Here is a 26,234-nt window from a genome sequence, read left to right as displayed (position 1 = left end):
ATAGCGAACCGATCTCAAGGCTGTCAATTAGCCCGAATCTAATAATAAATAAAGACCAGCCAATCATGTTGCTAAACCTCAACAGACCTAAATGAATATTTCTTATTTTTTAGGTGGAGAAAAGAACGTTACAACTTGTATAATTAACGTAAACTAGGATGGTTTGAATCGAAAAGGAGCATGTATATTATGGATGTTATCGTTAGACCTACCCCTTCCTTACAAGGAGAGATTGGGGCTTTGTCCTCCAAAAACTACACGACTCGTTATCTGCTTACGGCTGCACTTGCCGAAGGACAAAGTACTATTTATTATCCAGCTCATAGTGAAGACAGTGATGCTATGCGCCGTTGTATCACCGATCTGGGAGCAGTGCTGGAAGAGGATGATGAAAAAATAGTGATTACAGGTTTTGGTAGCCATCCTCAAGCTGTGAAAGAATTGAATGTAGGCAATGCAGGAGCAGTGCTCCGTTTTTTGATGGGGATTGCGTCCCTATGTCCGGATGTTACATTTGTGAATACATATCCAGACTCCTTGGGGAAAAGGCCACATGATGATTTAATCGATGCATTAGGGCAGCTGGGGGTTAAGGTAGATCATCGTGAAGGCAAGTTGCCAATACGTATACAGGGTGGTCAAGCGAAGGGCGGTAAAATTCAGGTATCCGGCTCGGTTAGCTCACAGTATTTGAGCGCTTTGCTGTTCCTTACACCTTTACTGGAGGAAGATAGTGAAATCGAAGTGCTGCATGATTTGAAATCCAAAGTGGTCATCGGGCAGACTTTGGAGGTATTGCAAGAGGCCGGTATTATCATTCATGCAAGTGATGACTACATGTCTTTCCGCGTCCCGGGTCAGCAATCCTACCAGCCACGTACGTATACTGTACAGGGGGATTACCCAGGGAGTGCTGCGGTGCTAGCGGCTGCTGCAGTAACGAATTCAGATGTTACGATCCATCGTCTTAAAGAGCAGAGCAAACAGGGAGAACGTGCAATTGTAGATGTACTGCGTATGATGGAAGTGCCGCTGACACATGAGAACGATACCGTTGTCGTAAAAGGGAACGGTCGATTGAAAGCCATCGAGTTTGACGGTGATGCTGCGACAGACGCTGTGCTTGCCATGGTAGCTGCGGCTGTATTTGCCGAAGGTACATCCCGTTTTTATAACGTAGAAAATTTACGGTATAAGGAATGTGACCGTATTACCGATTATTTGAATGAATTGAGCAAGGCTGGCGCTCGCGTAGAAGAACGTCAAGCGGAAATCATTGTACATGGCAGACCAGAGGGGGTCGAAGGTGGTGTGGAAATTAACGCGCATTTTGATCACCGTGTTATTATGGCATTGACGGTAGTAGGTTTGCGCGCGCAGAAGCCGTTAGTGATTAAGGATGCGCATCATGTCGCCAAATCGTATCCACAGTATTTCGACCATCTGACGACGCTTGGTGCTTCTGTAGAATGGGTAAAATAAAGGTAAATTAAGATGCAGACAGGAGGAGATCAAATGGCTTTTGAAAATCCGTCTAGAGAAGAGATTAAGAACATTTTGGAACAAGTAGGCAATATTGCGGTTGTTGGTTTGTCTGATAAATCAGACCGCACCTCATACATGGTTTCTTATGCTATGCAAAAGCGGGGATACCGAATTATTCCGGTTAATCCTGCGGCTGCAGGGCAAACGATTCTTGGAGAGACTTGCTATGCCAGTCTTGCTGAGGTTCCCGAACCCGTAGAATTGGTTAATGTATTCCGCCGCAGTGAATACTGCGCAGAGGTTGCGCGTGAAGCCGCTGCAATTGGAGCTAAGGTATTGTGGCTGCAACAGGGAATTATAAGTCAGGAAGCCGCTGATATTGCGCAGGAGCACGGCATGACGGTTATTATGGATCGCTGCATTAAGGTAGAGGATTCAGTGACCCAAGCTGTTCGTAAAGGATAATTACACCTCATACCCATACTGTATGCACATGAAGAAAAACCTTCTTCCCTTGTTCTATAGGGTTGAAGGTTTTTGGTGTGAAATGAGAACTGTGGTACAGTATATTATACTTTCCGATATCCATATAATGTATGTATGCTTGCAATATGAGAGGGTCTAAATGAATTCATAGGCTTATCGTTGATTAATAAGTTATCTGACCTGTAGAAGCGTAAATAAATATTTTTGGCTGACGTAACCATGGCTTTGACAAAAGTATTTATTCGGCTTACCATCAGGGATAGAAGGGAGAGGAATGCCATGAATTGGCTCGGATCCTTACAACAGCTTGGTCGTGCTGTCATGCTCCCGACGATGGTGCTACCAGCAGCTGCGATATTGCTAAGTCTCGGCAGCCTTCCTTGGACCACGTGGGGATTTCCTATGGTGTCTGATATGGCAAATGCGGCGGGACGCGGAATTTTTTATTTTTTGCCGTATTTGTTTGCGGTGGGTGTTGCACTAGGGATGTCGAATCAAGCAGGTCAGGCGGGACTGGCGGCATTGGCTGGTATGGCTATATATGACCAGGTTACATTGAGATTTGGAAACGGACTCATTCAGCCAGCGACGCTCATTGGTATCATTTTGGGGGTCATTTCAGGGTTAGCCTATAATCGCTTCAAAAGCATTAAGTTGCCCGAAGTGCTACAGTTTTTTGGGGGCACCCGATTTGTTCTGCTGCTTATTGGCCTGTTCTCTGCTGTATTTGCAGGGCTCATGTTGATTATTGCTCCGCTGATTCAGCGAGGGCTGGAATTTATAGTAGGCCTAGAATCGAGCTTGGGCGGCTTTGGACTGCTTATTTACGGCATTCTATATCGGCTGTTGGCCGCTTTTGGTCTTCATCATCTGCTTAACAATATATTTTGGTTTCAACTGGGTACATATAAAACGCCGTCTGGCAACGTTGTGCAGGGGGATTTGCCCCGGTTTTTTGCTGGCGATCCGACAGCGGGCTATTTCATGTCCGGGTTGTTCCCCATTATGATGTTTGCGATCCCTGCTATTGCGCTTGCAATCATTCAGGAAGCTCGTGAAGATTTGAAGCCAAAGGTGCAAAAAACGTTTCTCACAGCTGCATTGGTCTGCTTTTTTACCGGTGTGTCGGAACAGATTGAGTTTGCCTTTTTGTTTGCAGCTCCTTATTTGTTCCTCGTTCATGCGGTTATGTCTGGTCTAGCTATGTGGCTTACCTTTGAGCTGGACATTCATCATGGCTTTTCATATTCGGCGGGTTTTATAGATTATGTCCTTAATTTCCATCTGTCACACAATGCCTGGTTGTTAATTCCAGTCGGAGTGGCATACGGACTTGTGTATTATGTACTGTTTCGATGGGCAATTCGTCGGTTCCGGATTCCCACGCCTGGCCGCGAGGAAGGCTCGGTTCTGGAGGATTGGGCCGGTAATATTCCTTACAGTGCTCCGCTTATTCTGGAAGCACTCGGTGGGAAGGAGAATATTGTGCAGGTAGAGGCCTGCATCACCCGTTTGCGGCTGACCGTCCACAATGACAGGCTGATAGATACCGGAGCGATGAAGGCTTTGGGATCGGCCGGGCTTATTAATCTGGGCGGGGGTAATTTACAAGTCGTATTTGGAACCTATTCAGAACTGATTCGTGAGGAAATTGCGAAGCTGATGGAGCGTGATCTTCCTCAAATTTTGTTCAATGCTCCTGTACATGGAAAAATGTTACCTATTCATGAAGTGCCTGACAAAATTTTTGCGACAAAGCTGGTTGGGGACGGCGTTGCTTTTGTCCCTGAACGCGGTGAACTTGTGTCTCCGGTGTATGGTACGGTAATGCATTTGTATCCGACCATGCACGCTTTGGGCATCTCCACACGAGAAGGACTTGAGGTTCTGCTTCACATCGGGATTGATACTTCACAGCTAAAAGGAAATTTTACTGCTATGGTAGAAGCAGGCGATACGGTTGAACCGGGGCAATTGCTGATCAAATTTGATTTGCAGGCGCTGCGAGAGCAAGCTCCATCGCTGGTGACTCCTATGGTCATCACGAATCCGGATCGCGTCAAGTCGTGGAGCTTTGCTCCGTTTAAAACAGTGAAAAAAGGTCAGGCCTCGGTAATGTCCGTTGTGCTGCATGACAGGAATGTTGGAGGGGTAGAAACATGATAGAAGGCATCGGCGCCGCAGCAGGTGTGGCCATCGGGAAGGCATTTGTCCTGCCGAGCTGGGAGTGGGATTTACCTGATCAAAAAATGGATACGGTAGATCTTGCGAAGGAATTTGAACGATTGTATGAAGGAATACGTACGTCCAAAAGTGAAATTCAGTTTATTAAGGACGAGTTTCGAGAGATGGTGGGAGTGGAGGAATCCAGCATTTTTGATGCTCATCTTGCGATATTGGAAGATCCGGAATTCATGAACGAAATTAGCGGCATTATTCAGCGTCAATACAAGGCAGCCGAGGTGGCTGTGAAGGAAGCTATTGATCATTTTGTGACAATGTTTGATTTGCTGGATGATGAATATATGAAAGAGCGGGCAATCGACATTAAGGATGTGGGGAACCGACTGCTCAAGCATTTGCTGGGCGCACCGGAAGTGACTCTTCCCAACGATACACAGCCCTATATCCTGGTAGCCAAGGAGCTCTCGCCATCTCAATCAGCCCACTTGAATCCCAGCTATGTGCTAGGGATTGTGACTATGAATGGTGGTAAAACATCGCACTCCGCGATTATGGCCCGCGCGCTTGGTATTCCACTCGTTTCTGGATTGGAGAGCAATTTGAATTTGCCCGTTCAAACCGGAGATATGATGGTTGTGGACGGAGAACTGGGTAGGGTGTATGTAAACCCAGAAAAATCCGTAACAGACCACTATATCATTTTACGTGACGAGCAGCGACGCAGAAAGGAGCAGCTTCAGGTGCTCGCTTCTGTAGAAGCTGTGACCAAGGATGGAACTATGCTGAAGCTGGCGGCCAATATTAGTTCTGTCAAAGAGCTGGAGGCCGCTTTGAAGCATGGTGCTCAAGGCGTAGGGCTGTTCCGCACGGAATTTTTATATATGGATCGTAAATCTGCTCCTGATGAAGAGGAGCAGTATCAAGTATATCGGCTAATAACCGAAAAGGCCGGGAATCATTCCGTGGTAATTCGTACATTGGATATCGGCGGTGATAAGCCGTTGGATTATCTTGAACTCCCAGAGGAAGAAAATCCTTTTTTAGGGTATCGTGCGATACGGATTAGTCTGGATTGGAAGGAACTGTTTAAAACTCAGTTGACTGCAATTTTGCGAGCTAGTGCAATGGGGAATATCAAGGTCATGTATCCGATGATCTCATCCGTGGAGGAGGTCCGCCAGGCAGATGCTCTTTTGAAAGAGGCCATGGCGGATTTGGATGCAAGAGGGCTTGCCTATAACCCCAACATACAGCGAGGGATTATGATTGAGGTTCCGGCTGCGGCGATGATTGCAGATCTCTTGGCAGCTGAAACCGACTTTTTTAGTATCGGAACAAACGATCTTGTGCAGTATGTGCTGGCTGTGGACCGTATGAATGAGCAGATTGCACATATGTACCATCCATACCATCCAGCTGTACTTCGAATGCTGCGCATGATTGCACAAGCGGCACATCAAGCCGGAATTGATGTGAGTGTCTGCGGTGAAATGGCTGGAGATGAACGATCCGTTCCACTTTGGCTGGAACTGGGAATACATCAGCTCAGTATGTCTCCCCAATCTTTGTTGCGGGTCAAGCATCGAGTGCTAAATACGACTGCATCTGAAGCAATGACAATCGCTCGTGCTTGCTTTGGCATGTCCACTGGTGCGGCGATCGAAGACAAGCTGACTGCAGCTAATATCAGCTGTACTCCAGCCGGACCCGGGCGGCCCTAATATTTTAATATCCGCAATGCTTAGATAGCTCGGACGAAAAAGCACCTTCAAAACCATTTTATCCATGGTTTTGAAGGTGCTTTTTTGATCTAGCCATACATAAGTTTACTCAAGTCCTGTGTCGGATTACATATCTTATTTCTGAGCGTGATTAGCTAATACATCGCAGAACGCTTTTCCGTAAGGTGGAAGATCGGGCGGTCGACGAGCGGATACAATGTGTCCGTCTGTCACAACAGCTTCATCCTTCCAGATCGCTCCTGCATTTTCCATATCATCACGGATACCCGGTGTGGAGGTGACTGTGACACCATCCAATATTTTAGCTGAAATCAGTACCCAGCCTGCATGACAGATTTGTCCGATGGGTTTATGTGCGGCATGAAACTCCTGTACAAGTTGAATAACCTTGGGGTAGCGGCGCAGTTTATCAGGCGCCCAACCGCCAGGGACAAGAATACCGTCATAATCGCTACTATTCAGTTCTTCAAAGGCATATTCTGCTTCAGCAGGCACGCCGTATTTTCCAATATACTTTTTACCTTTTTCAGCACCGGCTAAATGTACCTCTGCGCCTTCTTCGCGAACACGGTACACTGGGTACCATAATTCCAGATCCTCGAATTCCTCATCTACGAGAGCAATGACCTTTTTTCCGGTAAGTCTTGACATCTAACCATCCTTTCCTGCGCCACATCGGACACCCTTGTTCGTAGTCTGTACTTTTACATCTTAAGAAAAAGTAAGCCCAAAGTCCATTCCTTCGCAGTTTCTCAGGTTAGGAGTCGCTCTTTTACTACAATCACCGTCATTTTTTGACTCTCCAATGCCTTGGTAATTTGTTCATTGCTGCAATCTGTGGAAGGATTTGAGTCCCCAAAGTCGAAATAAAAAAAGGTATGATAGATTTTATAGAGTTAACAAATATTTTATAGACTAGTAGATAGATATATCTGGATATCTGAAGAGATCCTTATATAGTTTGATCCTACGTAATGAGGTGGTTAAAAGTGCATAAGCAATGCCAATGCGGTGAACCGATGGGACTGGAATTGCGTAAGGTCATATATGCGAGTAAGGTTGAAATTTTGCATGTTCCTGTATTTTCATGCCCGTCATGCTTTTCCAGTGAGGTTCTGCAGCATGTGACAAAGGACATTAAGGAACTTTTACAAAGTCTAGGAAGCAAACCTGCGCCCCGGCGAATATCTTTTGCTCGCAACCATGAACTGGCAGAAATTATTCGCAAGCTTATACTGGAGGAAGCGGACAATCCCCATGTGGATTGGCAATCCGCTTTGGAGGAGCGAATGGAGCTTCGGATTAATCTCTTACTGGATCTTTATCGCTATGCGAGAAGCCTAGGAGATGAAGAATGGATGAGTGATGTAGAGAAAAGATTGCTTCAATTATCCGGTTTTACCAGTAAATCGGTATTAACGAATACAAAAAACTAAAAAATATGAAAATTTTCATGGTCACCATTGGATTTTACATGTTCTTTTTGTTACGATGTGAATAGGCCATACGACAAGACACAGAAAGGAATGTATATCCAATGGCGACGATGACGAAAATGACTACTATTCAACAATTAAATACGGCTCTGGAAGCGTCATCAGATAAACCGTTACTCCTCTTTAAGCATAGCACACGCTGTCCGATAAGTGCAGGCGCATATCAGGAAGTGGAGTCTTATTTGGAAGGGGCTTCCGACGAAAATATTGAATACGGTATCATTTATGTAGTAGAAGACCGACCAGTGTCCAATGCGGTCGCGGACAAGCTTCAGGTGAAACATGAATCCCCGCAGGCCATTTTAATCAAGGACGGGGAGGCTGTCTGGCATACATCCCATTCGAATATTACAGCCCGTGCACTCCACGATCATCTCACTTTTGTAGAATGAGTGCTGTCGTTGCATAAAGTAGTATTTTGTCGTATCATGGTTCTAATTAGTTGATCTAGGATTCGGTTGAAAATTTATTGGCAATGGAGAGAAGGAATGTGACGGTAACGATCTATGATGTAGCTCGCGAAGCTGGGGTCTCAATGGCGACAGTATCCCGCGTAGTTAACAATAATCCTAATGTAAAACCTCAAACTCGCAAGAAGGTATACGAAGCAATTGAACAATTGGGATATCGCCCAAATGCGGTAGCTAGAGGTTTGGCCAGCAAGAAGACAACAACTGTTGGCGTAGTTATTCCGGATATATCGAATTCAATTTTTGCAGAAATTGCGCGCGGTATTGAGGATATTGCAAATATGTATCACTATAACATCATTTTATGTAATGCCGACAAGCGGAAAGAAAAAGAAATCCGTGTTATCAATACGTTACTTGAAAAACAAGTCGATGGACTTCTGTTCATGGGCGGCACAGTAACGGACGAGCATATTCAGGCGTTTCATACAGCTGCTGTCCCTATTGTTTTATGTGCAACGAGCGATGAAAAAGGTAGCTATCCTTCGGTTGATATTGACCATGAAGCCGCTGCGTTTGATGCAGTTAACACGTTGATCCGCCATGGACACCGTCAGATCGCAATGATCAGTGGTACGCTTCAAGATCCAGCAAACGGCTATGCACGTTTCCAAGGCTACAAGAGAGCGCTGGAAACAGCTGGAATTGATTATCAGGAAGATCTCGTGCGAATCGGGAACTATCGTTATGAATCCGGTGTTGAAGCTATGAAATACTTCCTCGGTCTGAAGAAGAAACCAACTGCTATTTTTGCCGCTACGGATGAAATGGCCATTGGTGCGATTCATAGCATTCAGGATGAGGGACTGAAAGTACCTGACGATTTTTCGGTCATCAGTGTTGATAATATTCGTATGGCCTCCATGGTTCGTCCTCAGCTGACAACTGTTGCGCAACCGATGTACGATTTGGGTGCGGTAGCGATGCGTTTGCTAACCAAGCTGATGAAAAAGGAAAACGTGGAGAACTCTCGCGTTATCTTGCCGCATGAAACCATTTTGCGGTTATCCGTTAATTATTTAGACTAGGTATAGTGCCAAATAAGATACACCTTCGATGAAAGCTCCTTTAACGGAGCTTTTTTCGTGGATACATAGCTTCTTGTGCTATCATCATCAAACTAAGAAACGAGGGATACGTAATGAGCCGACTTTATGGATTAATGGGTGCAATGGATGAAGAAATTGAGTTGCTGCTCTCAGCGATGACGGAAGCAAGCAAGACGATCAAGGCTGGGATCACCTACACTACCGGAATGATTCACGGGCATAGGGTAGTCGTCTGCAAGTCTGGTGTGGGCAAAGTCAATGCTGCAGTAACAACACAAATCCTGATTGATCATTTTGGTGTAGAACAAATTATATTCACCGGAGTGGCAGGGGCCGTGCACCCTGATTTAAACATTGGGGACATTGTCATCTCATCAACATGTATGCAGCATGACATGGATGTAACGCCTTTGGGTTATGCCAGAGGGGTCATTCCTTATCAAGATACCTCCGAGTTCGCGGCCGATCCTGCTCTAGTCCATCTGGCTGAACAAGCCTGCAAATCGTTTGGTGATCGCTATATAGTCGGAAAAGTACTTTCCGGCGATCAATTTGTCGCAAATCGTGAGATAGTAACAGCATTACATCATGAGATGAACGGTGCTTGTACCGAAATGGAGGGCGCCGCAGTAGCTCAGACAGCTCATATGAACGCTGTGCCTTATGTGGTCCTACGATCTATGTCAGATAAGGCTGATGGATCAGCTCACGTAAATTATACTGAGTTTACGGTAGAAGCTTCGCATCGTTCGCACCGTATTGTGGAGTTCATGCTCAAGCATTTGGACTAATGATATGATTTTTTTAATACATGAATCTTCGGACAAACCGGATACGGTCAAACTGTTCCCTTGATTCGAGGGGCACATCGTCTCCCATTCTTACCATCAGGCAGTTCGCCGGATGTGAGCATATTTCAGGATCATCCGTAGCGTACCATACCATATTTACGGTTTTCATCAGGCGTTCCATCATGCGGCGGTATTCCCATACGGAAAGACCGCTGCCTTTTAAATCCCAATGCCAATAGTATTCGGTCGTAAAAATAATATAAGCTTCGAGCTGTCCGTCCTCAAAGGCAATCCGAATCATTCGGCTGCCCAGGCCCAGCCCGCGATAGTCATCGGCTACCTCGACAGCTCCGAGTTCTAATAAATCCTTCATACCAGCTTCTGACCAGCGTTCCATCTCATCTGGATAGTGAAAAGTCACGTATCCCAGAAGGGTTTCTCCATCATGAGCAATGATGATTCTGCCTTCTGGCAGTTCTGAAATTTCCACTAACGCGTTGAATTGCTCCTTGGGTTTACGAAAGGCGTCCAATTGCGTATGCATTTGAAATGACCGCAGTCGATCAGCGGATACCGGTCCTTCTACATGAATGGTTTGTCCGTTATGATCCAGTGTGTCCGAGTGGTACAGTTTTAAATGCTGCATGTGTACGACCTCCTTGTTTGCCGTCAGTAGCTCTTCATATCCCCTACTTATAACAAAAAAACAAATAAATGAAAAGGATGGTCGTCACATCCTTAACTATGATATACTGATTTAGACACGAAATGTTCACAATTAAGTGCTTTTAAATTACTACACAAATTAAAGGTAATCATTTGCATCATTAATTATGTAAGCGCTATTTTGTTCTGTGTAATTCTCATTATTCCATTGTGAGGAGGCTGAATGCATGAAGATTGATGAGCTCCAGGCTGTAGTTCCCACATCCAACATGGGCCCTTATGAACAAGCTTACAACAACTTTCAGTGGGAAGATGTAGAACGTCATTTTACGTGGTATGAAACAGGCAAAGTGAATATGGCACATGAAGCGATTGACCGACATGTTGAGGAAGGTCGGGGAGAGAAAGCAGCACTTTTGTATTGTGACGCAAACCGTCATGAAACCTATACTTTTTCTCAGCTCCGTGCCAGTTCCAACAGGTTCGGAAATGTGCTGCGCAAATACGGTATTGGTAAAGGGGAGCGGGTGTTTATATTTATGCCGCGTTCACCAGAGCTGGTCATTAGTATGCTAGGTGTTTTAAAGGTAGGAGCTGTTGTCGGTCCATTGTTTGAGGCGTTTATGGAGACGGCGGTTAAGGATCGCTTGCAGGATAGCGGAGCGGTGGCATTAGTGACCACACCTGCGCTTCTTTCACGTGTAAAACGTGAGGAGCTTCCTGAGTTGCGGCATATTTTTGTGGTTGGTAACATGGACGAACGAGAGCAGGGAATTATTGACTTTGAAACGGAAATGCTTATGTCCTCAGAAGAGCTTGAGCCCGAATGGTTGAGTCGTGAAGATGGACTAATTATTCACTATACATCAGGCTCAACGGGCAAGCCCAAAGGCGTGTATCATGTGCAAAATGCAATGATTCAGCATTACTATACAGGGAAAATGGTGCTGGATCTGCGGGAAGATGATGTGTATTGGTGTACTGCTGATCCTGGCTGGGTTACGGGAACGTCATATGGAATTTTTGCTCCTTGGTTAAATGGAGCGACGAATGTCATTCGTGGAGGCCGTTTCAGCCCGGAGGACTGGTATCGTACGATTGAACGTCACGAAGTGACGATTTGGTATAGTGCTCCTACGGCGTTTCGGATGCTGATGAGCGCAGGGGAGCAGGTTGTTGCCAATTATGATCTAAGCAGCTTGCGGCATGTATTATCCGTTGGGGAGCCTCTCAATCCCGAAGTGGTGAGATGGGGGTGGCAAGTCTACGGACAGCGTATTCATGATACTTGGTGGATGACGGAGACAGGAGGACAGTTGATCTGTAATTACCCAGAGCTACCGATTAAGCCGGGTTCGATGGGAAAGCCACTCCCAGGTATTCAGGCAGTTATTTTGGACGACAGAGGCCAGGTGTTGCCTCCTAATAGGATGGGACATTTGGCGATTCGTACACCATGGCCATCCATGATGAACCGTATATGGAACAATCCAGACAAGTTCCAGGAATATTTCCGTTTTCCCGATTGGTATGTATCCGGTGATTCGGCTTACATGGACGAGGACGGATACTTCTGGTTTCAGGGGAGAATTGATGATGTTATCAACTCCTCCGGAGAGCGCATCGGTCCTTTTGAGGTCGAGAGCAAGCTCCTGGAGCATCCTGCTATAGCCGAAGCTGGAGTCATTGGGAAACCAGACACTGTACGAGGAGAGATCATTAAAGCTTTTGTCGCCCTGCGTGACGGCTATACAGCGTCGGAAGCGTTACAACAGGATATTTACCGCTTCGTCAAGGAAGGGCTGTCTGCTCATGCTGCTCCGCGTGAAATTGAGTTTAAAGAAAAGTTACCCAAAACCCGTTCCGGTAAAATTATGAGACGTGTGCTGAAAGCCTGGGAACTTAACCTGCCTACAGGTGACTTGTCTACTATCGAGGATTGAATCGCTGCATGTTTGCAATCAAAAGGGAGTCTCTATAGCCATTATAGCTATGGAGACTCCCTTTTGATTAGGGGAATTTTATTCATCTTCACCCAAAGTATCGTTTCAGCTTTTGTCTTCCATTATTATGGGCGAACCGCTCCAGAAGGGGCCGATTCTCCGATGGCATTTATGGAAGTAACACGGAACCAGCCTTTGGGCTTGCTGCCCGCTTTATACTCAAAGCTGGTAGATGCGGTAGAGCCTATGTTTTTAAAAGGCTCCGCACCGCTTTCACTGTAATATACGTTATAGCCTGTGATACCGTCCGCAGGCTTTCCTGCACTCCATTGGAGCGCTACGGACTTGCCTGCGGCTTTAGCTTGGGGCTGTCCAGGAGCAGTAGGAACTTCCGTAGGCTGCACCCCAGTTCCATCTCCCTCGCCCGGAGCGTCTGGTGACTCAGAATCCGCAGGGGGTACTACAGGTGCTGTGTCTGCTTTGCTGCTTGGTCCAGACTCATGTCCTCCCACATCAACGGCAGTCACATAGTAGCTTGCGCTGCTTCCCCCAGGGCTATCAGAGAAAACCTTGGAGTCGTCAGCCATGACGACCTTGCCAAGCCGTTGGAAGCTGCCCCCATCTGTGGAACGATACAAACGGTAACCTACAACATCGCTGTTTCCGCTGGGGCTAAAGCTGATTATCGCCTTGCCGTTACTATAACTTACGCTGACACTAGAAGGAGCGTTAGGAGCTGCTCCATCGTCCTTGCGTGGGTCAATCTGAGTAGGAGCTTCTTTATCTGCATCTTGAGGCAGGTAGTAAGACAACGAGTTATGTCGTTTCATCACTGTAAAGGCATGCTGAAGCTCTTTAATCAATTCCGAGATTGGTTTTTCCCGTTTTCTAACAGTCCGTTCATACAACATATCATCTGGCGTACCATCACGTGGAATATAATTTACACCTTGATAGGTAATGTATTTCGCACGGGTAACACCATTTTCACTGTTTTTGGGTAGATATTTACTGTTATAAATGTCTGAACCATAAGCGGAGGCTGTACGGCTTACAATGCCGTCAGGTCGATTGAAACTGTCTGTTTGAAACAACTGAGAATCTTTAGCCGTTACTTCATTCATGATTAGAGCCCATAGACGACGAGCCCGCTCTTTTTGTGCTTTCGTTTCAAGCTTATTGACAGGTTGCTTGTAACCAACCCATACTCCCAGCGTGACGTCAGGTGTGAAACCCTCGAACCAAACATCGGTGTAGGATTGCGTAGTGCCTGTTTTGCCGGCAATTGGAATTTTGCCAGATTGGTTAAAGTTACGCTTCACCAGTTTGCCTGTGCCTTCCGATACGGCTGTACGCAACATATCCGTCATCAGGTAGGCGGTTTGTGGTGTGAAGGCCTGCACAGGGTTAGGCTGATGTTTATATACAATATTGCCCCGCGAATCTACGATCTTTTCGATCATATAGGCATCATTAAACACACCGCCATTTGGAATGGCTCCATATGCATTGGTGAGCTCCTCAACGGTTACCCCATGAGCCAAGCCGCCGAGTACACCTGTTTGGGCGTTGTTATCACTTGGTTCCAAGGTGGTAATACCCAGTTTTTTAGCAAAAGCCCAGGCCTTACTGATTCCTACCTTTTCGTTAAACAGCTTGAGTGCTATCGTATTTAGCGATTGATTCAGTGCATAGCGGGCTGTAACCAATCCTTGGTAGCGATTATTGGCATTTTTCGGGATGTGATATCCATTACTGCCATCCTTCAAAATAATAGGAGCATCATCCACAATCGTACCAGGCTGTACGAGTCCGCTGTCCAAAGCAGGCAGATAAGCAGCAATCGGTTTCATGGCTGAACCTGGCTGGCGTACCATCTGGGTAGCATAGTTCATTTGCTCCTTTTGGAAGTCCCGACCTTCCATCATACCGAGAATGGCGCCTGTTTTATGCTGAATCAGAATGGCTGCCGCTTGCTCGTCACCTTTGGTTTTGCTTGTAGCAGAGAAGTTGTCCTTATTTTCTGCGATTTGACGCATGGATGTGTACACGCTCTTGTCAATGGTGGTATATACCATATAGCCGCCTGTGCGAAGCTGCTGTTCCGCTTCTTTGAGCATGTCGTTATCATCCTTGGTTTTGGTATCTGCACTGGCATTAGCTGCTTGATTCGGATTGGTGACAGACATAAGCGCCTGCGCAGCTTGCCGTTCTGTTTCCATCATAAGATATGGATAGGTGTTATAAGCCTTAACAGTACGTGGGGCAAGAGACTTTTGGATATCAAAAGCCATCGCTTCATCATACTGGGCTTTATTGATTTTGTTCTCCTCCAGCATTCGGCTGAGAACTAGATGCTGGCGGTTGATCGCTCTTTTAAAGCCCGATTCATTAAACTCGCCTTTACCGTTAAAAGCAGAATAAGAAGAAGGGAGCTGGGGTAGACCTGCCAGATAGGCAGCTTGGGCAATATTAAGCTTGTTCAAATCATTCTCATTAAAAATACCTTTGGCCGCTGCTTTAATACCAAAGACGTTGTAACCGCTTGATCCGTTACCAAAAGGCACCTTATTGAGATAGGCCGTAATAATTTGCTGCTTGCTTAGAAAGCGCTCAAGGCGTAGAGATAGCAAAATTTCTTTGACCTTGCGGTCATCCGTGCGATCAAGATTCAAAAAGACACGGCGAGCAAGCTGCTGGGTAAGCGTACTCCCTCCGGTTTGTACGGATTCATGGAGTGCCTTTTGCTTCACAGCACGTAGTGTTCCTGACAAATCGACACCTTTATGCTCGTAAAAATGGTTATCTTCAATGGCAATGACTGCGTCAATGACGAGTTGAGGAATCTCCTTAAACGTAACAGGTCTCCGATCTTCCTCGGTTCGGAGCTGCCCGATAGGAGAGCCGTCATTGAAATAAGCGAAGCCTGTAATGGCATTCTTATCTACTTCCTGTAGAATCATAGATCTGGAACGCACGGGCTCGTTTTTTACAATAGAAGCAACATAGCCGGCGGCGGTTCCTCCTGCAAATAGTGCTCCCATAAAGCCGATGATGACGACCCACTTTATGACACGGCCGAGCCTTCGCATGGTTCTCCGTAAGCGGGAAGGCTTTGGCTCTGATACATTGTTTTTTTCTTCAACCATTAAGTCTTCCTCCTTTATAACAGCCATTATTATAGCATAAAATTACAAAATGAACCCATATGCTAAAAAGCCTGTCTTTTGGTGTCGTTGACTACACAAAAACAGTGTGTTATAAATAGGTCAAAGTAAATATCGTGAAAAGCAAAGAAAGACTTCAGTAGAAGGTGGAATCACGTTGTACAGAGAGCCGATGGGTGGTGCAAATCGGTAGCGTCCCGCCTTTGAATTACCGTCTGGAGCTGTCTGGATGAATGGAAAGCTTTTGCAGGTTTGCGAAGCTGCCTATAGTAATCCGGTACCGGGTGTAGACCCGTTATAAGAATGAAGTGAAAGAAGCGTCTGTATTTTTGGCATACGTTTCTTTAATTAGGGTGGTAACGCGAGCAGCTCCTTCTCGTCCCTTGGGATGAAAGGGGCTTTTTGGTTTGTTTAATAGTAATTTTTGGATAAAGTTTAGGAGGAATTCAGGATGAAATGGGAAGAATTGAAGCCTGAGCAACAGGCAGAGGTAGAACGACAGCTAGAGGTGATCCGCCGTGGAGTAGCGGAAATCGTACCTGAGGATGAGCTGAAGCGTAAGGTGATCAAATCGGTTGTTAGCGGCGAGCCGCTTAAAATTAAGCTCGGTCTGGACCCGTCCGCGCCCGACATCCACATCGGACATACAGTTGTTATGCACAAACTACGCCAGTTCCAGGAACTAGGTCATCAAGTGCAACTGATTATCGGGGATTTTACTGGCAGAATTGGTGATCCGACAGGTAAATCGGAGACCCGCAAGCAATTGACTGAGGAAGATGTTCAGCGCAATGCACAAACGTATAAGGAGCAAATTTTTAAGATCCTTGATCCTGAAAAGACAAAGGTATACTACAATTCCGAGTGGTTAGGACCGATGTCTTTTGCGGATGTGGTAACTCTGTCTGCCAAAGTAACGGTTGCCCGCATGTTGGAACGGGATGATTTTACCAAACGGTACCAAAATGGCTTGCCGATCAGCATCCATGAGTTCTTTTATCCGCTGATGCAGGGCATGGACTCTGTGGCTCTCCAAAGCGATATAGAGTTGGGAGGGACAGATCAGAAGTTTAATCTTCTGATGGGTAGAACGCTGCAAAAAGAATACGGAGTAGAGCCACAGGCGACTATTACCTTACCACTGCTTGAGGGTCTTGATGGCGTTCAAAAGATGAGTAAAAGTTTGGGGAACTACATTGGTGTGGATGAGGAGCCGAATGAAATTTACGGTAAATCCATGTCTGTTCCTGACGAGCTCATGCTGAAATATTTTGAGCTTGCAACAGATATTAGCAATGATGAACTGGCAGAGCTGGCGAAAGGGGTTAAGGCGGGTTCAGTACATCCGCGTGATGCCAAAATGAAGCTGGCTGGAACATTGGTGCGCATGTACCACGGTGAAGAGGCGGCGGAAGCAGCCAAGCAGCATTTTGTGACTGTATTCCAGCAACGCGCGCTTCCTGATGATATTGAAGAATTCACTTTAACAGCAGATCAGTTGGATGAAGGCGGCATTCGTGTAATCCAGTTGCTGACTCATCTAGGCTTTGCAGCATCTAATGGTGAGGCTAAGCGCAGTATTCAGCAAGGTTCGGTCAAAATTAACGAAGAGAAGTGGACCGATGTGAACGAAGCATACAAGCCGCAGGAAGGCGACATTGTACAGGTAGGTAAACGGAAATTTGCTAAAATCAAGCTCGGATAATTAAAATACATTTAAAAGCAGCGTTGAGATTGATTTCGTATCTCAGTGCTGCTTTTTTTATTTCTATCAAGTGAAAAGCCATGGTAAACTTAGCACAAATAATCAAACAAGTAGGTAAAGAGTTTTACATAATGAATATGTGGGTTGCCCAATGTAGGTGTAGGCTAGATAAATTACAAGTACGGGGAAGGATTATATGGACTATTTTAAACGGATTCAGTGTGCGATTGAGTTTATCGAATTGAATCTCCGGGAGGATTTGAAAATTACGGAGATTGCTTCACAGGCCTACTTTTCAGCTTTTCATTTTCAACGGGTTTTTCAGGCCATTTCGGGTTTTACAGTTCAACAGTATATAAGAAGGAGAAGGTTGTCCGAAGCGTCTAAACGGCTAAAGCAATCCAATCACAAGGTATTGGACATTGCTATTGAGTATCAGTACAACTCACAAGAAGCTTTTACCCGTGCTTTTGAAAAAAGTTTTGGGATTACCCCGGGGAAATATCGTAACTGTGATATTGAGCTTTCTGGCCAAAGCAAAATCAATTTTCTGGATTATCAAAAAAATATAACGGGGGAATTAGATGTGAACAAGCCTGTGATACTGCAACTCGAAGCGACTAAAATTGTAGGATATGAATATAAAACAAATTTGAATAATGAGCAGCACTATAAAGAAATTCCAGGATTTTATGAACACTTTGGGGCAAATGAATATTTTATGTGTATTCCGAATAAAATCGCACCGGGAATGTCCTATGGGATTGCCTGCCGATTTGAAGACAACGGTGCTTTTTCATTTGTGGTGGGTGAGGCAGTTGAAAAAGAGTCGGAAGAACTGGAAGAGGGCTTCATATATATGGAGATTCCAGCAGGCAAGTATGCTGAGTTTGACGCTTCAGGTTCAAATGGACGTGTTCAAAATATACGAGACTTCATCTACGGCACATGGCTTCCTAATTCTAATTTTGAACGGAGGGAAGGGCCTGACTTTGAAATTACGGACGTCATGAATTCCTATCCTGATCATTTGAGTATGAAGGTATATATCCCCATTGAGTAAACCCTCAGGCTTGATACGAGGGGAATATAAAAAAAGCACCCGATGTATTCGGGTGCTTTTCAGTGCTAATCCAAGGATTAGCGGTTGTAGAATTCGACGATTTGTTTTTCATCGATATCTTGGGACAATTCTGCACGCTCAGGCAAACGGATGTATTTACCTTCCAGAGCTGCGTCATTGTACTCCAGGTAAGCTGCCAAGTGGTTACGGTTTTCCAAAGCTTCTTTGATGGAAGACAGGGAACGACTTCTTTCACGAAGACCGATCACGTCGCCAGGGCTTACTTGGTAAGAAGCGATGTCAACTTTTTTGCCGTTCACAGTAACGTGACCATGAGCTACCAATTGACGTGCGCCTGCACGGGAATTAGCAAAGCCAAGACGGAATACGAGGTTGTCCAGGCGGCTTTCCAGCAAGAACATAAAGTTTTCACCAGCGATACCGTGCATGTGTTGAGCTTTGTTGAACAGGGTACGGAATTGTTTTTCACCCAAACCGTACATGTGGCGCAGCTTTTGTTTTTCTTGAAGCTGCATACCGTAGTTACTGATTTTTCTCCGTTGGTTTGCACCATGTTGTCCCGGAGGGAAAGGGCGTTTCAATTCTTTACCTGTGCCGCTCAGGGAAATACCGAGACGACGGCTCAATTTAAATTTAGGACCAGTGTAACGTGCCATTATAGAGTTAACTCCTTCATAATTAAAATTTGAGTTGGGGCTCTCTTTGCGCTCCAATTTGTTCGGCGCTACCGAGTAAGGTAAGACGCACTACTGACAGAAAAGTTCAGCCGCTGTCCTGTCAGCAACAAATAAGATGAGGGTGACACAAACTGTTACGCCCAAAATTTAAGATCCGCACAGTAGATAGTTCTGCCGTACAGTCTTTTTCAATAATATATATTATAGGTAATAGTGGGTCAATGTCAAGAAGAGAAAAAGAATGAAAACGTCAAAATTTGTCGATAGGGCTTTAGAACTAAAAAAGCAGGACTGATTTCTGAAAAATGGATGCAAATTTCTAAAGTTGAGAGTAGAATAGATCATATTATGAGCTATAGTGGTGTATAGCCGCTGTCTTGGTACAGCTAATTTTGCTGTGAAGGAGCGCCTTAATATGTCGGAATTTTCAACAACGGATCAGCAAACGCTTGACAGTAAAACAGTTCAGGCTAGCGGTGCTCCGCTGTTTGATGATAAAGGATATACGTCTTTTGCCTGGCTCCAGAACATGGATATGACACCCTATGATTACCCCTATATTAATCAGCTTCTCGTCCAAGGATATCGGAATTGGATACAGCAGAGCAATGGTATATCCTGGATCAGCGAAGAATGTACTGCTGTTTTTAATTTTACAGGTGTTCGGGTTGCTGGTAGGGAAGAGGATGATGACGAGGATCTAGAATTGGTCGAGCGTTGTTGTATATCTAGAGAGATGGAAGTGAGCCAGCGTAAACTTCGAGATGGGAGCCTTGCATTTGTATATATGGTCCCCATACTATGCCGCAATTACAAGAAAGATCCCTTTGCTGCTCTTCGTTTTACACGGACTGCTCAACATTCTGTCTCAAATCAGGATGCATTGTTAGTGGCTTCTTTGCATTTTAGATCCTGCTTTTACTCGAAGTTTGAGTATATTTTTATGGAAGATATCCTAGGCATGCAGAATCGGAGCGAACGTGAAGGTAGACGCCGCTCTATTTTATTTCAAATTGTAAAACGGATGCATGACAAGATTGATGTGGAAGGCGTGCTAGATGAAGTATTTGGAAGCATCGCCTATTTGTTTCCCCATGTGGATATTACATTGTATATGAGTCAGGATCGGCACAGTCGAAATCCTCAGGTCAAACCTTTGTTGCTGCATGAACGGGACGAGGATGTATGTGTCCGTGCATTTATGAAAGGGCAAATGGCTGTGAATGAGCCTGCCGGTCCACATGATGAAATAACTGAAATTGGTATCCCGTTACGTGGCAAGCAGGGGGTATACGGTGTTTTCCATATGATTCTTCCGGCAGGTGCGGATAGTATGGAAAAAGTGGATGTAGAGCTGATTGTGATGATGGCAGATACAGCTGGCACCGCATTTGAAAATGCAAAGCTGTTGGAGCAATCGAATGTACTGATCCATGAATTGCGGCTCATTAATGAGCTGGTTCAGCGTTTAAATCAAAGTCTGAAATTAAATGAAATATTTGAGTTTGCCGTGCAGGAGTTATTAAAAATGTTCATGGCCGACTTTTGTTGTATTGTGCAATTGGATCAGGATGAAAGCTGCTTTAAGGTCATGTCAAGTAATGTGGAAAGTTTAAAGCTGGAGAGTTACCCTCGTGAAGGTGGATTTGCTGGATTGATAAGCAAAACAGGAGAACCCGTCATTGTGTCAGACTATAGAAAGGATGGGAAAATATCTTCTCGGTTTATGGATACAACAGGCTCCCAGTCTTTGATGGCAGTGCCTATGAAGAACAGGGGCACCCCTAGAGGAGTTATATTATTGTCGAGTAAGCTTCCACACTTTTTTTCCTACGATAATTACAAGATGCTGCAAATGCTAGCTCCTCATATCGGGCTAGCTGTAACCAATGCTATGCTGCACGCGGAAGTGCGGCGTCTGGCGAATATGGACATGTTAACAGGTTTGTATGTACGTCATTATGTAGACCGCATCATTCAGGAACATCAGGAAAAGGATTTCTGTGGCTCTCTTATTTTGGTGGATATTGATCAATTCAAGCAGGTAAATGATACGTATGGTCATCAGACGGGTGACGAAATTTTAAAAAGCGTCAGCAATATTGTTCGTACAGCGACCCGAGATGAGGATGTATGTGCCAGATGGGGTGGAGAGGAGCTTGCCATTTATTTGCCGCAGCTGGGGGTACAACAGGCACTGGAATATGCAGAAAAAATACGTTGCCGTGTACAGTATGAAACTGATCCTCAGGTGACTGTTTCCTGCGGGATTGCAGAATGGAACTGGCTGGACGAGCAGATCAGTATCGAATCTTTATTTTATAGAGCTGATATGGCCTTGTATGAAGCAAAAAATGAAGGGCGTAATCGCATAGTTATTGATCATACAGACGATATGTAGAGAATATTCCTTAAGGAATGTTCTCTTTTTGTCTTGCATAACCGATTGTAGACAGGTAATCCTAAACATAGCTATTACATGAATGGTCTGAACAGAACATTTTACTCATGATGTGTAGTCATGTTTAGGATAGGACGGATGATGGTATGCATTGGAGAAAGCAATGGGTGATGCGAGGTTACTGTGTGTTTCTAATCGTATGTGTGTTAAGCGGTTGTGCACTGGATCGACAATCTACTCCTGAGCAGATTTTTAGAAGAGCTGTTGCAGGGATGGCTGGCAAGGAGAAGGTAACGTTTACCGGACAAACTGGAATTAGAGCTGACGGTGGTCTGCCTACGACTAAACAATTTAAATATCGCGGGAAGCTACAAAATCACGATGAAATGATCATGCAGTGGGGATCGGCAGAGGCTTTCCGTAAGCAAGGCGACTATGTAGCCCTGAAAAAGGATAAGTCCGAGTCTGGTGTTACACATGAACGGTTTCTTCGTCAAAAGGGAAAATGGATTGTGCTGGCATCTGGGGATGCTCCTATGGTTCAAAATGGGTTGTTGAATCGCTTCAATCCGATTCAGGAGCTTGAGGAATTAAATACACTGAATAAGAGCATTCGTATGGAAAAGGGAGCTGCCCGTGGAACTTGGGTGGTGAGGATTGAACCAGAACCAGCCTCGGCAAAGCGTTGGTTGAAGGAGCGTTTAATGGAAGAAATGAATACATTAAATCCTCAAATCGGGATATTAAAAATGCAACATACAGAAACAAACCGAGAACTGCAACAAAAGCTGAGCCAAGTATGGAAGCAGAGTTGTGAGGATATGAACAACCAGTTGGAGCATTCCAGTGTGCAGGCTGTATACCATTTAACTATAGACCGTCAAACAGGTTTACCCTTAAAGCTGTCATCCGAGTGCCGGATTTCCCGACAGGTTACGAATGAAGAGTTGCATCAAGAGGCTCTGATCACCAGAGTTGTTTTTGAGGACTACAAGTAACGGAGCGGGCGTGATACAATGGAATTCGAATTAACCGTTGTTCAAAAAAGAGTGGAATAAAGAAGGAGAGACACTACATGAAGGATCCTAGAATACTTAAGCTGGCGGAAAATCTGGTAGGTTACTCTGTTGAAGTGCAGCCTGGAGAAAATGTATTGATCGAAATGATTGGTACAGAACGTGACTTGCTTAACGCCATTATTCATGAGGTTGGTAAAAAAAGCGGAAATGTTTTTGTTCAGCTTACGGATCGTAAGGTACAAAGCGCTATGCTTCGCAATGCAACAAAGGAAATGCTGGAGACTTGGGCTGAAATTGACCTCAACCGGATGAAGCAAATGCATTGTTACATCGGAATTCGTGCTGGCGAAAATGTAAATGATCTGTCCGACGTACCGGAAGATAAAATGAAAATGTATAATTCTATTTATCAGCATGCGGTACATAGTGAACAACGTGTGAAGCACACAAAATGGGTAGTGCTGCGTTATCCGAATGATAGTATGGCTCAATTGGCCAATATCAGTACGGAGGCATTCGAAGATTTTTATTTCGATGTATGTAATCTGGATTACGCGAAAATGGACAGAGCTCAAGATGCATTGGCAGATCTGATGAACCGGACAGACAAAGTACGAATCAGTGGCCCAGGTACAGACCTGAGCTTCTCGATCAAGCAAATCGGAGCCGTTAAATGTTCGGGTCAATGCAATATTCCGGATGGCGAGGTTTACACTGCGCCTGTACGCGATTCAGTTAATGGAACCATTAGCTATAATGCGCAAACCTTGTATAATGGAATTACCTTCGAGAATGTTAAATTCCGTTTTGAAAATGGTAAAATCGTGGAAGCGACAAGCAACGATACCAAGCGGTTAAATGATATTCTCGATTCCGATGAGGGAGCACGCTACATTGGCGAGTTTGCTATCGGGTTTAACCCGCACATTTTACATCCCATGAAGGACATCCTGTTTGATGAGAAAATTGCTGGCAGCTTGCATTTTACACCAGGCCAAGCTTATGAAACTGCGGATAACGGTAACCGTTCTTCAATTCATTGGGATTTGGTATTGATTCAGCGTCCGGAATATGGTGGCGGTGAAATTTATTTTGATGATGTTTTGATCCGTAAGGATGGCATTTTTGTGCTGCCAGAACTGGAGCCGTTAAATCCTGAAAACTTGAAATAATGATATCTGTTCTTGCTGAGAAAGCGATTTCAATGTATCATTATGAATGAGCATTGATACATGACAATCCAGTAAAGCGAGGGATCTCACTATGTCCAACAATAATGCGGCGGTTGTTGAAATTGCACAGACGGCGAGCAAATTCACTTCTTCCATCGTCCTTCATTCCGAAAATAAGTATATTGATGTGAAAAGTATACTGGGCTTGTTTACGACCTTGGTCAGCAGTCACAGTTATGAACTGCACGTTCATGGGCCTGACGCCGAGGAAGCCAAAAAAGCGATTGTTGAGGTGTTCCAGAAGCACGGTCTGCACATTTCAGTAGCCACCTAACTTATTGAGGAAGCAAAAGCATCCCTACCTGTAACTGTAGGGATGCTTTTTTTGTCAGGTTCTTGTATTAGCCTGCAATTTGGTCTAATATTAAGGTTAGGACGTCTTGTGCGACATTGAGACATAGGGGGGAAGAATCCATGACTTCATCTGATTTGCAGGAACAATTGAATATCAAGGCGATTAATCTGCTTCAGGAAGATGCAGATAAAATAAAGAAGCTTATTGAAGTACAGATGGAGAATCTGGCAACCCGTTATTGCCCTCTCTATGAGGAAGTGCTGGATACTCAGATGTACGGATTTTCCAAGGAAGTGGATTTTGCGGTTCGTGCCGGACTTCTTCCGGAAATGGTAGGTAAACAGCTGGTCAGTGAGCTGGAACGCAATCTGGCTATTCTATATGAGGCCATGAATAATAAGGCTAATTAGGAAGACGGTTGAATTGATGAGAGCATGCGAAGTTTGAGAGCATGCTTTTTTTGATGCCGTTTTTTAATAAGGGGACGAGAGTCGCTTTTACGTTCACCTTTGCCCTTGAATTTTAAAAACTTAAGGTGCTATATCGTCTAAAAAATTCAAGGCAACAGTGAACAGAAATTAACTGAAATTTTTAACACTTTGGAAGCTACACAAGGAAGAAAGATACACCTAACAATACATACACTACCAGCAGCATGAGCCCTTCATACCAGTTGGTTGAGCCGTCCTGGGTGATGGATTTGGCAATAAATACAGCGACAGCAATCGCTACTAGTTCAATGGTGGTGAAAACGATATTCATCGTGTTTCCCATAAAGTAACTGACAAAAATCAGCACAGGGGCAACGAATAGGGCAATTTGCAAACTGCTGCCAACCGCAATTTCGACCGATGCACCGATTTTGTTCTTCATGGCCAGTAGAATGGCAGCGCTATGTTCAGCCGCATTACCAATAATAGCGACAAGAAATGCACCTACGAACAATTCACTCAGACCAAATTGGACCGTAAATACTTCCAGTGTTCCTACCAGCCATTCGCTGACAAAAGCGACCATAACGGTAGCGAGTACCAAATAGGCAATGGATTTGTTTCTAGACCATATAGGAGCATGCTCATGCGGTAACTCTTGATCTTTTTGTTCGGTTACATCGGCTAAATAGTCCTTATGCGTAATCATAGAAAAAATAAGCCACGCAATATACGCGACAATGAGCGTGCCTGCAACAATAAGGCTGAGTGTATCTGATTCGCTATCCGTGATCACGTGTGTGTTCAGAAAGACAGCTGGAACAAACAGGGCAATAACAGCCACAATCATTAGGGAGCCGCTTAAACCAGCTAGTGATATATTGAAATTTTGTACTTTGTATTTCAAACCGCCAGCAAACAGACTTGCTCCGAGCACCAGCAGTAGATTACCGATGATCGAACCAGTAAGGCTGGCCTTTACCATATCGTAAAGACCTTCTTTGACAAGAAAGATAGCGATGATTAGTTCGGCTGCGTTACCAAAGGTGGCATTTAGGAATCCACCTAAACGTTGGCCAGCATAATGCGCGACACTTTCAGTTGCCCTACCGAGAAAACCGGCTACGAATACAACAGAAATCGCACAAATGAGAAATTGGGCAACAGCGTTCCAATGTGTGTAATGAGCGATTGCACTAAGAGCAAATGTCACTATAAGCAAAGCGGGAGATAACCATTTTTTCAATGAAGAGCACCTCGATATCAATAGTTGTGTACAAGTTTGGCGAATACTGTCACTTGTATGGATTTTCTAAATTAATATACCCAAAACGTTATAGGTTGTAAACGAACGATGTTTTTCATATGTAAGGTTTGCATTTGGTGTGGCTGAGGCTTTACAATACAAATAAAGGATGTATGAAGGGGGACATAGGTCATGGCAGAGCAAATTCAACAACTGGAAGCAGGAAACATCAAGATTTCCAACGATGTCGTAGGAAAAATTGCCGGGATGGCCGCATTAGAGACACCAGGCATTGCTGCAATGTCAGGCGGCTTATCGGAAGGCTGGGCGAAAAGGCTGAGCGGTAAAAATGTGCAAAAGGGCGTATCAGTGGAGGTTGGACAACTGGAAGCTGCCATTGATCTACGTATTATCGTGCTCTACGAAACACCTATTCATGAGGTGTCCCGAATTCTTCAGCAAAATGTGCGAGAAGCCGTCGAAAGCATGACGGGTTTGCGGGTCGTGGAAGTGAACGTAAAAGTGGAGGGTGTCGCCTTCAAGGACGACGCGGTGTAATTGACCACCATACGTGAATTTACATTTTTTAAACATTGGTGCAGGGGGCCCTGCGATAATCTGAATAAGAACACGAAAACTGGTGGTTATAAAACGCCAGTTTTCGT

The 26,234-nt window shown here is 44.8% G+C and carries 22 protein-coding genes and 1 other annotated feature; of the genes, 17 read left to right on the top strand and 5 right to left on the bottom strand.

Annotation, left to right across the window (positions count from 1 at the left end):
* The first annotated feature begins 189 nt into the window (after window positions 1–189).
* The 4 genes from aroA (at window position 190) to ptsP (ending at window position 5,876) form a co-directional block, all read left to right on the top strand.
* Window positions 190–1,482, top strand: coding sequence for a 3-phosphoshikimate 1-carboxyvinyltransferase (gene aroA / locus FKV70_RS06880; RefSeq protein WP_142612208.1), 1,293 nt, complete (start codon window positions 190–192; stop codon window positions 1,480–1,482).
* A gap of 33 nt (window positions 1,483–1,515) precedes the next feature.
* The gene (locus tag FKV70_RS06875) at window positions 1,516–1,950 is read left to right on the top strand and encodes a CoA-binding protein (protein WP_142612206.1); all 435 of its coding nucleotides are present in this window, start codon (window positions 1,516–1,518) and stop codon (window positions 1,948–1,950) included.
* A gap of 300 nt (window positions 1,951–2,250) precedes the next feature.
* The gene (locus FKV70_RS06870; protein WP_142612204.1) at window positions 2,251–4,134 is read left to right on the top strand and encodes a glucose PTS transporter subunit IIA; all 1,884 of its coding nucleotides are present in this window, start codon (window positions 2,251–2,253) and stop codon (window positions 4,132–4,134) included.
* On the top strand, window positions 4,131–5,876 hold the full coding sequence (gene ptsP, locus FKV70_RS06865) for a phosphoenolpyruvate--protein phosphotransferase (RefSeq protein ID WP_142612203.1): 1,746 nt from the start codon (window positions 4,131–4,133) through the stop codon (window positions 5,874–5,876). The genes FKV70_RS06870 and ptsP overlap by 4 nt, the downstream gene beginning before the upstream one ends.
* Window positions 5,877–6,011: 135 nt before the next feature.
* On the opposite strand, the gene FKV70_RS06860 is transcribed toward ptsP, so the two are convergent.
* On the bottom strand, window positions 6,012–6,548 hold the full coding sequence (locus tag FKV70_RS06860) for a type 1 glutamine amidotransferase domain-containing protein (RefSeq protein ID WP_063213656.1): 537 nt from the start codon (window positions 6,546–6,548) through the stop codon (window positions 6,012–6,014).
* A 338-nt stretch (window positions 6,549–6,886) separates the two neighbouring features.
* Here FKV70_RS06860 and FKV70_RS06855 point away from each other — a divergent pair, with 338 nt between their 5' ends.
* From FKV70_RS06855 to FKV70_RS06840, 4 genes are all read left to right on the top strand, one after another.
* Window positions 6,887–7,333, top strand: a complete 447-nt coding sequence (locus FKV70_RS06855; protein WP_142612201.1) for a hypothetical protein — start codon at window positions 6,887–6,889, stop codon at window positions 7,331–7,333.
* Window positions 7,334–7,434: 101 nt separating this feature from the next.
* Window positions 7,435–7,785 (top strand): bacillithiol system redox-active protein YtxJ, encoded by a 351-nt coding sequence (gene ytxJ, locus FKV70_RS06850; RefSeq protein WP_063213654.1) that lies wholly within the window; start codon window positions 7,435–7,437, stop codon window positions 7,783–7,785.
* A 98-nt stretch (window positions 7,786–7,883) separates the two neighbouring features.
* Window positions 7,884–8,891, top strand: coding sequence for a catabolite control protein A (gene ccpA / locus FKV70_RS06845; protein WP_063213653.1), 1,008 nt, complete (start codon window positions 7,884–7,886; stop codon window positions 8,889–8,891).
* Window positions 8,892–9,004: 113 nt separating this feature from the next.
* The gene (locus tag FKV70_RS06840; protein WP_142612200.1) at window positions 9,005–9,703 is read left to right on the top strand and encodes a 5'-methylthioadenosine/adenosylhomocysteine nucleosidase; all 699 of its coding nucleotides are present in this window, start codon (window positions 9,005–9,007) and stop codon (window positions 9,701–9,703) included.
* 13 nt (window positions 9,704–9,716) lie between these two features.
* Here the strand turns inward: FKV70_RS06840 and FKV70_RS06835 are convergent, their stop codons facing one another.
* Window positions 9,717–10,349: a GNAT family N-acetyltransferase gene (locus tag FKV70_RS06835; RefSeq protein WP_064796292.1), complete on the bottom strand. Its 633-nt coding sequence runs from the start codon at window positions 10,347–10,349 to the stop codon at window positions 9,717–9,719.
* 247 nt (window positions 10,350–10,596) lie between these two features.
* Between FKV70_RS06835 and acsA the strand changes: the two genes are divergently transcribed.
* The gene (gene acsA / locus FKV70_RS06830) at window positions 10,597–12,312 is read left to right on the top strand and encodes an acetate--CoA ligase (protein ID WP_142612199.1); all 1,716 of its coding nucleotides are present in this window, start codon (window positions 10,597–10,599) and stop codon (window positions 12,310–12,312) included.
* Between the two features lie 125 nt (window positions 12,313–12,437).
* On the opposite strand, the gene FKV70_RS06825 is transcribed toward acsA, so the two are convergent.
* Window positions 12,438–15,461 carry a penicillin-binding protein 1A gene (locus FKV70_RS06825; protein ID WP_142612198.1) on the bottom strand — a complete coding sequence of 1,008 codons (3,024 nt, stop codon included), beginning with the start codon at window positions 15,459–15,461 and terminating at the stop codon, window positions 12,438–12,440.
* A gap of 135 nt (window positions 15,462–15,596) precedes the next feature.
* Window positions 15,597–15,866: a binding site (T-box leader), on the top strand.
* Between the two features lie 64 nt (window positions 15,867–15,930).
* On the opposite strand from FKV70_RS06825, the gene tyrS reads away from it, so the two are divergent.
* Together tyrS and FKV70_RS06815 are read left to right on the top strand one after the other, a co-directional pair.
* The gene (gene tyrS, locus FKV70_RS06820) at window positions 15,931–17,184 is read left to right on the top strand and encodes a tyrosine--tRNA ligase (protein WP_064796294.1); all 1,254 of its coding nucleotides are present in this window, start codon (window positions 15,931–15,933) and stop codon (window positions 17,182–17,184) included.
* Between the two features lie 196 nt (window positions 17,185–17,380).
* A complete protein-coding gene (locus FKV70_RS06815) occupies window positions 17,381–18,247 on the top strand; it encodes an AraC family transcriptional regulator (protein WP_142612196.1) in 867 nt (288 codons plus the stop codon).
* Between the two features lie 77 nt (window positions 18,248–18,324).
* Here FKV70_RS06815 and rpsD read toward each other — a convergent pair whose 3' ends face one another.
* Window positions 18,325–18,924, bottom strand: a complete 600-nt coding sequence (gene rpsD, locus FKV70_RS06810) for a 30S ribosomal protein S4 (protein ID WP_063213646.1) — start codon at window positions 18,922–18,924, stop codon at window positions 18,325–18,327.
* A 436-nt stretch (window positions 18,925–19,360) separates the two neighbouring features.
* Here rpsD and FKV70_RS06805 point away from each other — a divergent pair, with 436 nt between their 5' ends.
* The 5 genes from FKV70_RS06805 (at window position 19,361) to FKV70_RS06785 (ending at window position 24,302) form a co-directional block, all read left to right on the top strand.
* The gene (locus tag FKV70_RS06805; protein ID WP_142612194.1) at window positions 19,361–21,346 is read left to right on the top strand and encodes a sensor domain-containing diguanylate cyclase; all 1,986 of its coding nucleotides are present in this window, start codon (window positions 19,361–19,363) and stop codon (window positions 21,344–21,346) included.
* Between the two features lie 170 nt (window positions 21,347–21,516).
* Complete coding sequence (locus tag FKV70_RS06800) at window positions 21,517–22,344, top strand: hypothetical protein (RefSeq protein WP_142612277.1); 828 nt, start codon at window positions 21,517–21,519, stop codon at window positions 22,342–22,344.
* A 77-nt stretch (window positions 22,345–22,421) separates the two neighbouring features.
* Window positions 22,422–23,537: an aminopeptidase gene (locus FKV70_RS06795; protein WP_142612193.1), complete on the top strand. Its 1,116-nt coding sequence runs from the start codon at window positions 22,422–22,424 to the stop codon at window positions 23,535–23,537.
* A 91-nt stretch (window positions 23,538–23,628) separates the two neighbouring features.
* A complete protein-coding gene (locus tag FKV70_RS06790; protein ID WP_063213642.1) occupies window positions 23,629–23,871 on the top strand; it encodes an HPr family phosphocarrier protein in 243 nt (80 codons plus the stop codon).
* Between the two features lie 140 nt (window positions 23,872–24,011).
* Entirely contained in the window at window positions 24,012–24,302 is a 291-nt protein-coding gene (locus FKV70_RS06785; protein ID WP_007431028.1) for an Fpa/YlaN family protein, read from the top strand.
* A 196-nt stretch (window positions 24,303–24,498) separates the two neighbouring features.
* Here FKV70_RS06785 and cax read toward each other — a convergent pair whose 3' ends face one another.
* On the bottom strand, window positions 24,499–25,569 hold the full coding sequence (gene cax, locus FKV70_RS06780) for a calcium/proton exchanger (protein WP_142612192.1): 1,071 nt from the start codon (window positions 25,567–25,569) through the stop codon (window positions 24,499–24,501).
* A gap of 192 nt (window positions 25,570–25,761) precedes the next feature.
* Between cax and FKV70_RS06775 the strand changes: the two genes are divergently transcribed.
* The gene (locus FKV70_RS06775; RefSeq protein WP_013310912.1) at window positions 25,762–26,127 is read left to right on the top strand and encodes an Asp23/Gls24 family envelope stress response protein; all 366 of its coding nucleotides are present in this window, start codon (window positions 25,762–25,764) and stop codon (window positions 26,125–26,127) included.
* Window positions 26,128–26,234 lie beyond the last annotated feature (107 nt).

The sequence above is a fragment of the Paenibacillus ottowii genome (assembly GCF_006874425.1).
GTDB classification, from domain to species: Bacteria; Bacillota; Bacilli; order Paenibacillales; family Paenibacillaceae; genus Paenibacillus; species Paenibacillus ottowii.
The sequence above is the reverse complement of the archived record's forward strand: the minus strand, read 5'-3'. Positions and strand labels throughout refer to the sequence as shown.

What these genes read in the sequence shown, in the direction of transcription:
- aroA (WP_142612208.1), top strand. Translation starts at nt 190, where the DNA reads ATGGATGTTATCGTTAGACCTACCCCTTCCTTACAAGGAGAGATTGGG.
- FKV70_RS06875 (WP_142612206.1), top strand. Translation starts at nt 1,516, where the DNA reads ATGGCTTTTGAAAATCCGTCTAGAGAAGAGATTAAGAACATTTTGGAA.
- FKV70_RS06870 (WP_142612204.1), top strand. Translation starts at nt 2,251, where the DNA reads ATGAATTGGCTCGGATCCTTACAACAGCTTGGTCGTGCTGTCATGCTC.
- ptsP (WP_142612203.1), top strand. Translation starts at nt 4,131, where the DNA reads ATGATAGAAGGCATCGGCGCCGCAGCAGGTGTGGCCATCGGGAAGGCA.
- FKV70_RS06860 (WP_063213656.1), bottom strand. Translation starts at nt 6,548, where the DNA reads ATGTCAAGACTTACCGGAAAAAAGGTCATTGCTCTCGTAGATGAGGAA.
- ytxJ (WP_063213654.1), top strand. Translation starts at nt 7,435, where the DNA reads ATGGCGACGATGACGAAAATGACTACTATTCAACAATTAAATACGGCT.
- FKV70_RS06840 (WP_142612200.1), top strand. Translation starts at nt 9,005, where the DNA reads ATGAGCCGACTTTATGGATTAATGGGTGCAATGGATGAAGAAATTGAG.
- FKV70_RS06835 (WP_064796292.1), bottom strand. Translation starts at nt 10,349, where the DNA reads ATGCAGCATTTAAAACTGTACCACTCGGACACACTGGATCATAACGGA.
- acsA (WP_142612199.1), top strand. Translation starts at nt 10,597, where the DNA reads ATGAAGATTGATGAGCTCCAGGCTGTAGTTCCCACATCCAACATGGGC.
- FKV70_RS06825 (WP_142612198.1), bottom strand. Translation starts at nt 15,461, where the DNA reads ATGGTTGAAGAAAAAAACAATGTATCAGAGCCAAAGCCTTCCCGCTTA.
- tyrS (WP_064796294.1), top strand. Translation starts at nt 15,931, where the DNA reads ATGAAATGGGAAGAATTGAAGCCTGAGCAACAGGCAGAGGTAGAACGA.
- FKV70_RS06815 (WP_142612196.1), top strand. Translation starts at nt 17,381, where the DNA reads ATGGACTATTTTAAACGGATTCAGTGTGCGATTGAGTTTATCGAATTG.
- rpsD (WP_063213646.1), bottom strand. Translation starts at nt 18,924, where the DNA reads ATGGCACGTTACACTGGTCCTAAATTTAAATTGAGCCGTCGTCTCGGT.
- FKV70_RS06805 (WP_142612194.1), top strand. Translation starts at nt 19,361, where the DNA reads ATGTCGGAATTTTCAACAACGGATCAGCAAACGCTTGACAGTAAAACA.
- FKV70_RS06800 (WP_142612277.1), top strand. Translation starts at nt 21,517, where the DNA reads ATGCGAGGTTACTGTGTGTTTCTAATCGTATGTGTGTTAAGCGGTTGT.
- FKV70_RS06795 (WP_142612193.1), top strand. Translation starts at nt 22,422, where the DNA reads ATGAAGGATCCTAGAATACTTAAGCTGGCGGAAAATCTGGTAGGTTAC.
- FKV70_RS06790 (WP_063213642.1), top strand. Translation starts at nt 23,629, where the DNA reads ATGTCCAACAATAATGCGGCGGTTGTTGAAATTGCACAGACGGCGAGC.
- FKV70_RS06785 (WP_007431028.1), top strand. Translation starts at nt 24,012, where the DNA reads ATGACTTCATCTGATTTGCAGGAACAATTGAATATCAAGGCGATTAAT.
- FKV70_RS06775 (WP_013310912.1), top strand. Translation starts at nt 25,762, where the DNA reads ATGGCAGAGCAAATTCAACAACTGGAAGCAGGAAACATCAAGATTTCC.